Origin of the sequence: Kribbella sp., from assembly GCF_035655035.1 — a bacterium.
In the GTDB taxonomy this organism is placed as follows: domain Bacteria; phylum Actinomycetota; class Actinomycetes; order Propionibacteriales; family Kribbellaceae; genus Kribbella.
The window spans coordinates 1-9,238 of the sequence record NZ_DASRVN010000112.1; the positions used below are offsets into that span (position 1 = coordinate 1).

At 69.6% G+C, this 9,238-nt stretch carries 10 protein-coding genes; 3 read left to right on the plus strand and 7 right to left on the minus strand.

Annotated features, from left to right (window positions below; genetic code table 11):
• The 3 genes from VFF46_RS06400 to VFF46_RS06410 all read right to left on the minus strand — a co-directional run.
• Positions 1-609, minus strand: a 609-nt coding sequence (locus VFF46_RS06400; RefSeq protein WP_325036089.1) for a metal ABC transporter permease, incomplete at its 3' end; no start/stop codon positions are given.
• On the minus strand, positions 606-1,358 hold the full coding sequence (locus tag VFF46_RS06405) for a metal ABC transporter ATP-binding protein (protein WP_325036090.1): 753 nt from the start codon (positions 1,356-1,358) through the stop codon (positions 606-608). The genes VFF46_RS06405 and VFF46_RS06400, both read right to left, overlap by 4 nt.
• The gene (locus VFF46_RS06410; RefSeq protein WP_325036091.1) at positions 1,355-2,299 is read right to left on the minus strand and encodes a metal ABC transporter substrate-binding protein; all 945 of its coding nucleotides are present in this window, start codon (positions 2,297-2,299) and stop codon (positions 1,355-1,357) included. Before VFF46_RS06410 ends, VFF46_RS06405 begins: the two co-directional genes overlap by 4 nt.
• 52 nt (positions 2,300-2,351) lie before the next feature.
• On the opposite strand from VFF46_RS06410, the gene VFF46_RS06415 reads away from it, so the two are divergent.
• Both VFF46_RS06415 and eboE read left to right on the plus strand, forming a co-directional pair.
• Positions 2,352-3,656 carry a YibE/F family protein gene (locus tag VFF46_RS06415; protein ID WP_325036092.1) on the plus strand — a complete coding sequence of 435 codons (1,305 nt, stop codon included), beginning with the start codon at positions 2,352-2,354 and terminating at the stop codon, positions 3,654-3,656.
• 65 nt (positions 3,657-3,721) lie between these two features.
• Positions 3,722-4,861 carry a metabolite traffic protein EboE gene (gene eboE / locus VFF46_RS06420; RefSeq protein ID WP_325036093.1) on the plus strand — a complete coding sequence of 380 codons (1,140 nt, stop codon included), beginning with the start codon at positions 3,722-3,724 and terminating at the stop codon, positions 4,859-4,861.
• On the opposite strand, the gene VFF46_RS06425 is transcribed toward eboE, so the two are convergent.
• A complete protein-coding gene (locus VFF46_RS06425; RefSeq protein ID WP_325036094.1) occupies positions 4,820-6,046 on the minus strand; it encodes an FAD-dependent monooxygenase in 1,227 nt (408 codons plus the stop codon). The two genes, eboE and VFF46_RS06425, sit on opposite strands and share 42 nt — an antisense overlap.
• An 88-nt stretch (positions 6,047-6,134) precedes the next feature.
• On the opposite strand from VFF46_RS06425, the gene VFF46_RS06430 reads away from it, so the two are divergent.
• Positions 6,135-6,677 carry a TetR/AcrR family transcriptional regulator gene (locus VFF46_RS06430; protein WP_325036095.1) on the plus strand — a complete coding sequence of 181 codons (543 nt, stop codon included), beginning with the start codon at positions 6,135-6,137 and terminating at the stop codon, positions 6,675-6,677.
• On the opposite strand, the gene VFF46_RS06435 is transcribed toward VFF46_RS06430, so the two are convergent.
• From VFF46_RS06435 to VFF46_RS06445, 3 genes are all read right to left on the minus strand, one after another.
• Positions 6,674-6,970, minus strand: coding sequence for a DUF6703 family protein (locus VFF46_RS06435; RefSeq protein WP_325036096.1), 297 nt, complete (start codon positions 6,968-6,970; stop codon positions 6,674-6,676). The genes VFF46_RS06430 and VFF46_RS06435 overlap by 4 nt on opposite strands.
• Positions 6,971-6,992: 22 nt before the next feature.
• The gene (locus tag VFF46_RS06440) at positions 6,993-8,090 is read right to left on the minus strand and encodes a class I SAM-dependent methyltransferase (protein WP_325036097.1); all 1,098 of its coding nucleotides are present in this window, start codon (positions 8,088-8,090) and stop codon (positions 6,993-6,995) included.
• A gap of 37 nt (positions 8,091-8,127) precedes the next feature.
• A partial coding sequence (locus VFF46_RS06445) for a hypothetical protein (RefSeq protein ID WP_325036098.1) occupies positions 8,128-9,238 on the minus strand: 1,111 nt, incomplete at its 5' end.

The following is a 9,238-nucleotide window of genomic DNA, read 5'->3' on the forward strand; positions in this document are numbered from 1 at the left end:
AGGGACCACCATGAGCGCGCTGACGAGCAGGAGCCCGACAGTGCGCATCGCCACCGTCACGGTGACCGCGGCCATCACAGCGATCACCAGATTGAGCAGCTGCACCCGGAGTCCCGTCGTACGGGCGAACTCCTCGTCCTGACACACCGCGAACAGCTGCGGGCCCAGACCGATCGCTACGACGAGCACGGCGATCGCCAGGCCGACAACGACGTACAGATCGCTCTGCGAGACCGTAGTGAGCGAGCCGAACAGGTAGGTGTTGAGTGTTGCGGCGCCCTGGCCTGCCAGCCCGATCAGTAGTACACCGCCGGCGATACCGCCGTAGAACAGCAGGGCGAGCGCCACGTCACCGGTTGCCTTGCCGCGGGCGCGGACCAGCTCGATCGCGGTGGCGCCGGCGATCGACACGATCACCGCGGTCAGCACCGGAGCGCTCCCGGTCAGCAGGCCGAGCGCGACACCGGTGATCGCGATGTGCCCGATCCCGTCACCCATCAGCGACAGCCGCCGCTGCACCAGGTACGTCCCGATGGCCGGTGCGGACAACCCGGTGAGCAGCCCCGCGATCAGCGCGCGCTGCATGAACTCCAGCTGGAACATGGTCATGGAGTCATCAGCCCAGGTTCGTCGTCGGTGTGCGAGTGGTGGACGTGAGCGTGCGTCTGGGAGGCGTGCGGCGGACCGTCGTACACGATCCGGCCGCGGCGCATCACCACCGAGCGGTCGATCAGCGCGTCCATCGGGCCGAGGTCGTGGCTCACCATCACCACCGTCGTACCGCGCTCGACCCGTTCGCGGACCGCGTCGGCGAAGATCTGCTGGCTGGCCAGGTCGACGCCCGCGGTCGGCTCGTCGAGGATCAGCAGCTCCGGCCCGGACACCAGCGCCCGGGCGATCAGTACCCGCTGCTGCTGCCCGCCGGACAGCTCGGCGACCGCGTCCTTGCGCCGGTCCCACATGTCGACGACCTGCAGCGCGTCCTCGATCGACTGCTTGCCGGCGGCACCGAGCGGGGCGAACATCCGGCGCTTCGAGAGCAGCCCGGACGACACCACCTCGTACACGGTCGCCGGTACGCCGCCGGCCGCGGTGATGCGCTGCGGAACGTACCCGACCCGGCGCCACGCGCGGAACCGGGGGACCGGCGTACCGAACAACCGCACCTCGCCACGGGCCGCGGGCAACAGCCCGACGATCGTCTTGATCAGCGTGGACTTGCCGGAGCCGTTCGTACCGAGGACCGCGACCACCTCGCCCTGGCGGATCCGCAGATCGATCCCGCGCAGCACCAACCGCCCGCCGAGCTCGACGGACAAGTCGTCGACCTGAACGGCCCGGGCCGAGGTATCGGTCACGAGCAACCGTTCGCTTTCTTCAGTTCCTGCAGGTTGCGCTGCATGAGCGTCAGGTAGGTGTCCTTGGAGTTCGCGTCGGGCAGGCCCTCGATCGGGCTCAGGACGGCGGTCTTCACGCCCACGTCGTTCGCGATCGTCTCGGCCACCTTCGGACTCACCAGCTCCTCGTAGAAGATCGTGGTCACGTGCTGGGCCGTCACGATGTCCTGGACCTCCTTGATCCGGCTCGGGGTCGGCTCCGCGTCCGGCGTGAACCCGGCGATCCCGATCATCGTCAGACCGTACCGCTTCGCGAGGTAGGCGAACGCCTCGTGGCTGGTCACGAACGTCTTCAGCTTGCAGTTCGCCAGACCGGTCCGGTACTCCGTGTCGAGCGTGCCGATCTGCGCGAGCAGCGCCTTCGCCCGCTCGTGGTACCCGGCGGCGTTTGCGCTGTCGATCGTCGCCAGCTTGTCCTCGACGGCCTTGACGACGCCCGCGTACCGCACCGGGTCGAGCCAGAAGTGCGGGTCGAGGGCGTTGTCCTGGTGCGCGGCCGGGGCGACCTCGCCGTTGTGCTCCTGGAAGTCCGCGCCGGTCGCCTCGAGCTGAGCGGCCGGGGCGACGTCGAGGCCGGCGTCCTTGGCGTTCTGCGCGACGGCCTCGTCGACAGCCGGCTGCAGGTTCTTCTCGAACACGACGAGCTTGGCCTCGGCGATCGATCCGACCTGCTTCGGGGTCAGCTCGAGGTCGTGCGGCTCGACGCCGGGGGCGGTGAGCGTGGTCACGTGCACCGCGTCGCCGCCGACCGTGCGGGTGATGAACTCGAGCGGGTAGAACGAGGCGACCACGCTGAGCTTGCCGTCGGCAGTACCGCCGGCGGTCGCGCCACCGCACCCCGCCAGGGCGAGGGTGGCCAGCGTCGCGGCACCGGCGATAATTGCTCGAAGACCAGATCTCATGACAATCATTTTCATTCTAGATGGAACTGGTTGTCAAAACAGGGAGTTCACGATGGCCAGCCGCAACGTCGGGCGACGGCGTGCCGACCGCAAGGGCAACCGCCGCAAGGCGCTCGACATTCCGCACGGACATGGCCACGGCCATGGGCACGGGCATGGCGATCATGTGGTGGACACCTCGGTGGTGAACTCCGACGCGGTGGTTGCCCGCCGGGTCCGGATCGTGGTGGCCGCCGTACTGATCCCGCTGATCATCGCCTCCGTAGTGCTGCTGATCGTGCTCTGGCCGGGCGGCGGGGTGAAGGTTCAGGGGTACCAGACCAGTACCGCCCGCGGCCAGGTGACCGCGCTGAAGAAGTGCCCGAACCCGCAGGACAAGTGCAACCTGGCCACGGTCAAGCTGAGCAACGGCCCGGACAAGGGCAAGGCCCTGCCGGTTCAGGTGCCGACGCCGGGCGGTACGGCGATCGCGGTCGAGGTCGGTCAGGAGGTGATGCTCGGGGTGCAGGAGGGTGCGCCGCTGGACCAGAAGTACCAGTACGTCGACCACGACCGGACCAAGCCGTTGCTGATCCTCGCGGCGATCTTCGCGATCGCGGTGGTCGCGCTGTCGAGGTGGCGGGGGTTCGCGGCGCTGGTCGCGCTCGCGGTGACCGCGGTGATGCTGACGAAGTTCATCCTGCCGGCGATCCTGCGCGGCTCGAGCCCGCTGCTGGTCGCGGTGGTCGGTGGTGCGGTGATCATGACGATCGCGGTGTTCCTGACGCACGGGATCAACGCGGAGTCGGCGATCGCGCTGGCCGGTACGATCGCCGCGCTCGGGCTGACCGTGCTGCTCGGGTGGTTCTTCACGCAGTTCTCGCAGCTCAGCGGCCTCGCCGCGGAGGGGGCGTCCGGGGCCCAGTCGTTCGCGCCGCACCTCGACCTCCCCGGGCTGCTGACAGCCGGGATCGTGATCGGCGCGCTCGGTGTCCTGGACGACGTCACGGTGACGCAGGCGGCCGCGGTCTGGGAGCTCTCCGCGGCGAACCCCGCCGCGAGCCGGCGCGAGTTGATGGCGGCCGGCCTGCGGATCGGCCGGACGCACGTGGCGTCGGTGGTGAACACGCTGGTCCTGGCGTACGCCGGTGCCGCGATGCCGGTGCTGCTGGTGTTCGCGATCCAGGACCTGCCGATGCTGTCGGTGATCTCCACCGAGGCGGTGGCGATGGAGGTGGTCCGCGGCCTGGTCGGCAGCCTCGGCATCATCGCGGCGGTCCCGCTCACCACTGCGCTGGCGGCGATGGCGGTCGCGGAGCGCTCCCGTGACCTGGTCGCCACGCCGGAGCCGGTGACCTCGTCGGCCACCAGCTCGTAGGCTGCTGGTAGGTCACGGAATGTCAATCAGCAGGCACTTTCCGTGGCTGTACCGGGGGTGTGCTGATGAGATTCCGTCATCGGGACGGTTCGGCCGTTCATCTGGGGTACTGCGCGTCGGTGCACCCGGCCGCGGACCTGGATGAACTCGTCGCGCGCCTCGACGGGTGTGCGGGGGTGGTGCGGTCCACGCTCGACGTACCGGTGCTGGGTGTCGGTCTGTGGTTTCCGCACCGGCTGGCCGATCGGCTGGCGAACTCGCCCGCGTCGCTGAGCAAACTCCGCCGCGCGCTGCACCGCAACCAGCTGGAAGTCGTGACGGTGAACGGCATCCCGCACACCGGCAAGGCCGCCGGCGTCGGCCTGTACTGCCCGGACTGGACCGAGCCCGAGCGGCTCCGGTACACGCTCGACCTGGTCGACGTACTCGCGGACCTGCTGCCGGACGACGCGCCGTACGGCTCGATCTCGACCGTACCGCTGGCGTGGCGGGAGCCGTGGTCTCGGGCGCGCAACCGTGCCGCGCGGGAGGCGTTCGACCGGGTTGAGCAGCACCTGGCCCGGACTGAGGCCAGGACCGGCCGGCGGATCCGGATCGCCGTCGAGACCGAGCCGGGCTGTGTTCTCGAGATGATCGGTCAGGCGGCTGCGTGGCTGGAACGCTATTCGAGCCCGTACGGTGGTAGGTCGCGTATCGGGCTAGGGCTGGACGCTTGTCATCTGGCCGTCCAGTTCGAAGACCCTGCCGAGTCTTTCGAGCTCCTGTGGCGTGCGGGCGTCGATGTGGTCAAGGCGCAGTTGTCGGTCGCTCCCACGCTGGTAGACCCGTCGGACGCGTCCGGGCGGTACATGCTCGGTCAGCTCGGCGTACCGAAGTACCTGCGGCAAGTACGCGAGTGGGGTGGACCAGGGGTGGACGACGTGGCGCAGTCGTCGCAGCTGTCGGGACATGCGGCCTGGCGGATGCATGCGCACCTGGCAGCTCATGGTGTGCCACCAGCTCCGCTCAGTACGACGACCGGCGTACTGGAGGACTGTCTGGCGCGTCTGGTGGGTGGAGGGCATCCGTTGACGCACCACTTGGAGTCAGAGGCGTACGTGTGGCCGCGGGAGCCCAGAAACCTGCATGCGTTGGCGAAACGGGTCAGCAAGGAGCTGTCGTGGCTACGGGACCGGCTGACTGCTCTCGGGCTGCAGGAGGTCTGAGTAGTCAGGGAGTGCTGTCGAGCTGAACACCTTGCCTACTGCGTTCTGCGACCAGATGAGACGCTGCAGCGACGTAGGCAGCTTGGCCAGCATGGCAGCTGCTCCTGGCATCAACCGGACCATAAGAGCGCTGCTGGGGATGACAGTGCTCATGACCTTCGGGCTGAGCCAGCGGCTGCTGTCGACGAGCGGCCGGATGATCCGCTCGTAGTTGCGAAGCCCTGACGGCAGATCACTCCGAGCTGCAGCCAGCTCGCCAGCCAGGATGTACGCCGCCACCACAGCGAGGCTGGTCCCACCGCCGACGGCCGGCCCGGGGGAGTACCCAGCGTCGCCCACCAGGCCCACCCGGCCGGACACCCAGGAGTCCAGGGTTATCTGTGCGATCGAATCGAAGTAGAAGTCGTCTGCGGCCTCCAGGTGCTCCAGCAACTCCGGCACCTTCCAGCCGTAGTTGCGGAACTCCCTGACCAGCAGGGCTTTCTGCTGCGCCTTGTCGCGGTAGTCGTACGTCAACTCCCCGCGGAACAGGAAGCCTGCCCGGACCTGGCCGGTCTGGTGCACGCCGTAGACGCCGACCAGCGTGCCGACCGAGAAGTGTGCGAGCGTGTGGTTCCCGAGCCCGAACACGTCAGGCATCGAGTACACCGCCAGGTAGCCGCCGAGCGGACGCTGCAGTTCCTCCTCAGGACCGAACACGAGCCGCCGTACGTTCGAGTGCAGACCATCGGCCCCGATCACCAGATCGAACCGGCGTTCCAGGCCGGACTCGAATGTCACGTCGACCCCGTCGCCGTCGTCGTGGAGGTTCGCGATCGAGTCGCCGAACAGGTACTCGGCCCGGCGGTCGTCGTACAGGATCCTGGTCAGCTCGCCGCGCAGGATCTCGACGTGCCGGCTGGAGATCCCGGCGTACATCCGGCGCAGGTCGACCTCGACCGGTCGGCTGCCGAACCGTTCGACGTTCATCGTGTCGAGTTGCGTGCGGGCCGCCACGATCGTGTCCCAGCAGCCCATCCGGCGGGTGACCTCCGCCGCCGCGCTGTAGAGGTCGACGGCGTGCCCGCCCAGCCCGTGCCGCGCGGCCGGCGTCCGCTCGACGACGGTGGGCTCGAAACCGTAGCGGTGCAGCCAGTAGGCGAGCACCGGCCCGGCGACGCTCGCACCCGAGATCAGAACCTTCATCGTGTCCTCCTTACTTATCGGAAGGTAAGTAAACGAGGGTGTGCTTGTCAATGGCTTACTTAACGGAAGGTCAGATAATCTGGGCGGCATGCCGAGACAACGGACCGGCGACACCCGGGCGCGGATCCAGCAGGCCGCGCTCGAGCTGTTCGCCGCGCAGGGGGTGCAGCAGACCAGCCTGCGCGACATCGCCGACCGCCTCGGCGTCACCAAGCCGGCGCTGTACTACCACTTCGCGTCCCGCGAGGAACTGCTGAACAGCCTGGTCGAGCCGATGATCGCCGACTTCGAGGCGTACGCCGCCGCCCAGCGCGCGGCCGCCCCGGTGCCGCCGCGGGAACTGCTCGGGTCGTACTTCGACCTGTCCTACCGGCACCGCGGGATGATCCAGCTCGCGATCCGGGATCTGTCGGTGCTGCACGAGCTGAAGCTCACCGACCGCTTCATCGAGTGGCGCGGCACCGTCGCGGAGCTGCTGATCGGCACCGAGCCGTCGCTGTCCGACGTGGTGCGGTGCATGGTCGCGCTCGGCGGCCTGTCCGACTGCGCGGTGATGATCGACCACCAGCCGGTCGAGGAGCTGCGCGAGGCCGCGGTCGAGGCGGCGTACGACAGCCTCGGTCGTCCTTAGCCGTTGGCGAGCCGGGAGACCGCGAACAGCACGATGATCAGGATCGAGAAGATCCGCAGGAACTTCGGCGCGCCGCTCACGGCCGGCCACGACAGGAACGCCAGCCAGCCGAGCAGCAGCGCCAGCAGCAGCAGCGCCGGCACCCCGACCGCGACCGGCGCGAACACCCCGGCCAGCGCCAGCACCAGGGTGATACCGGGCAGGGTCAGCTTCGGCGCGGCGTGCAGCTTCGCGACGTACGGATAACTGACCTTCGTGATCCGCTGCCGCAACGGGCTGCTCGGGGTGCTCATGCGCCCATTGTTCCAGGTGCTGTCAGGGGGTCAGCCGGTAGAACCTCCAGAACGGGTGCTCGATCGGCAGTACGTCGACCTGAGCGAACCCGGCGTGCCCGGCCAGGTGCCGCATCCGGTCCGGTCGCATGATCGCGCCGACGACGTCGGAGTTCTCCTCGACCAGCCCCTGCGGCGTGCACCAGATCGTGCTGGCCGCGGCGAGGAACCGCTGCACCTCGTCACCCGGCGCGGCGAGGACCTCGTCCGCCCGCTCGTCCATCACGATCACCGAACCGCCCGGCGTGAGCGCCGTGCGCGCCGCGGTCAGCGCCTCGACCGGGTGCGCGAGGTCGTGCACACACTCGAAGAAGGTCACCAGGTCGTACTTCGTCCCGCCGGCCGCGACCTCGGTGATGTCGCGGACCTCGAAGCCGACGCGGCCGGAAACGCCTTGTTCGGCGGCGTTCCGCCGCGCCCGGCCGATCGAGTCCTCGTCGTTGTCGTACCCGTCCACCTGCACCGCCGGGTACGCCTTGGCCAGTTCGATCGCCGACCAGCCGGCACCGGTGCCGAGATCCGCGATCCGCGCGCCGCCGGTCAGCCGGTCGTGGAGCCCGGGGACGTTCGGGATCCACTCGGCCGCCAGCGAGTTCACGTACGCGGGCCGGTTCAGCAGCTCCTGCGCACGGACCGCCTCCTCGCCGTACGCCGCGTACGGCACGCCGGCGCCGGTCCGGAACGCCTCGACCAACTGCGGAAACGCCCTGCCGACCGCCGGCACGATCGCGGCCAGTCCGCCCGCGTACGCCGGGTGCGTCGGCTCGAGCAGCGCCTCGCGCACTCCTGGCGCCAGGCCGAACCGGTCGGTCCAGACGTCCGAACCGTCGATTGTCAACAATCCGCTGATCGACTGCGACTGCAGCCATTCGACCAGGTACCGGTGGTCCAGGCCGGTCCGCTCGGCCAGCTCGGTCGCCGTCGCCGGACCGCCCTCGTCGAGTGCCCGGTAGATCCCGTGCACGTCGCCGAGGTAGATCGTGAACAGTTCGGCGGCGCCGAGTGCCGCGCCGAACAGGCGGCCCATCAGGGCTCCGGCAGCTTCCGCGCCGGTGGTCTGCTGGTCGGTTGTGGTGGTCATGTCGCCCTCCTGGGGTCCGGGTTTTGCTGTCACCCCTTCAGGCGCCAGGTGCCGGCTGGCAATGCCAGGTGACGTCGTCCTCCGGCTCGTACACGCACTGGCGGCCGGTGTGGATCGACGCGCGCAGGTGCCGGCCCAGGGCCGGATGTACCCGCTCGATCGCCTTCACCGCAACGCCGATCCGCATCGAGACGGCCTTCCGGCTGCGCTCCACCGGATCGCCCGCGGACCGCGCCCGCCCGCCGAGCCCGAGGGCACCGGCCAGCTCGCGCGCCAGGAAGTCCCGCTCGCCCAGGAGCTGTTCCACCCGCCCCAGGTCGTTGCCGGCCTCGGCCTCCACCAGCTCCTCCGCCAGGTCGAGCAGCCGATCGCGGTACGCCGTTCGCGCCTGACGGTCGAGCACCGGACCCAGATCAGCGCCCTGAACCCGGCCGGGACCGGCCAGGTCGAGAACACTCACCGGCGTCCGCGGCCGGACCAGCAACGTGGCCAGATCGCGAATCCCCTTGGAATCCGGCACATGTGCGGTGACGCCGCGCCACGTAACTTCCCAACTCGCACCGAGCCACCGCAGTTCACCCACGCCGCTCGTCGCGCGCACACGCGGCGCGCCGAGTTCGGCGAGGGCTTTCTCGGTCTCGGCCGCGAGGGTTTCCGCGCCGGCCGCGCGATGCGCCTCGAGTGCGTTCTCCAGCAGCCGCCGGGCCTCCGGCCTGCCGAGTTGTGCCGCCAGCCGGCCGAGGAACAACGACACGCTGCCCAGGCAGGCACCGCCGATCCCGTCGATCACCCACAGCCCCGCGTACGGCGTGAGCGCGTCGTACACGAGCCGCGCCGCCTCCGGCTCACCGAGTACCCGGGCGGCCTCGCCCAGGAACGCGAGCGACTCCAGCCACTCGGCGTCCCGCGGGATCGCGGCGAGGCCGTCGCGGACCCGGCGCCGCACGATCCCGCGGGCCACCTCGCGCGCACCGGTGCGCGCGAAGTAGTAGGCGGACGGACCGTCAACCATCGGATGGCCGGCAAAAGGACCCATCACGGTTTCGACGTACGTGCGCAGTTCCGCGACGACCCCGGTGAGGTCGGCGTGGGCCGCACGCAGCGCGAACACCATCAGCCGCGCGTTCGGGCTGTCCGCGTCGTCGGCG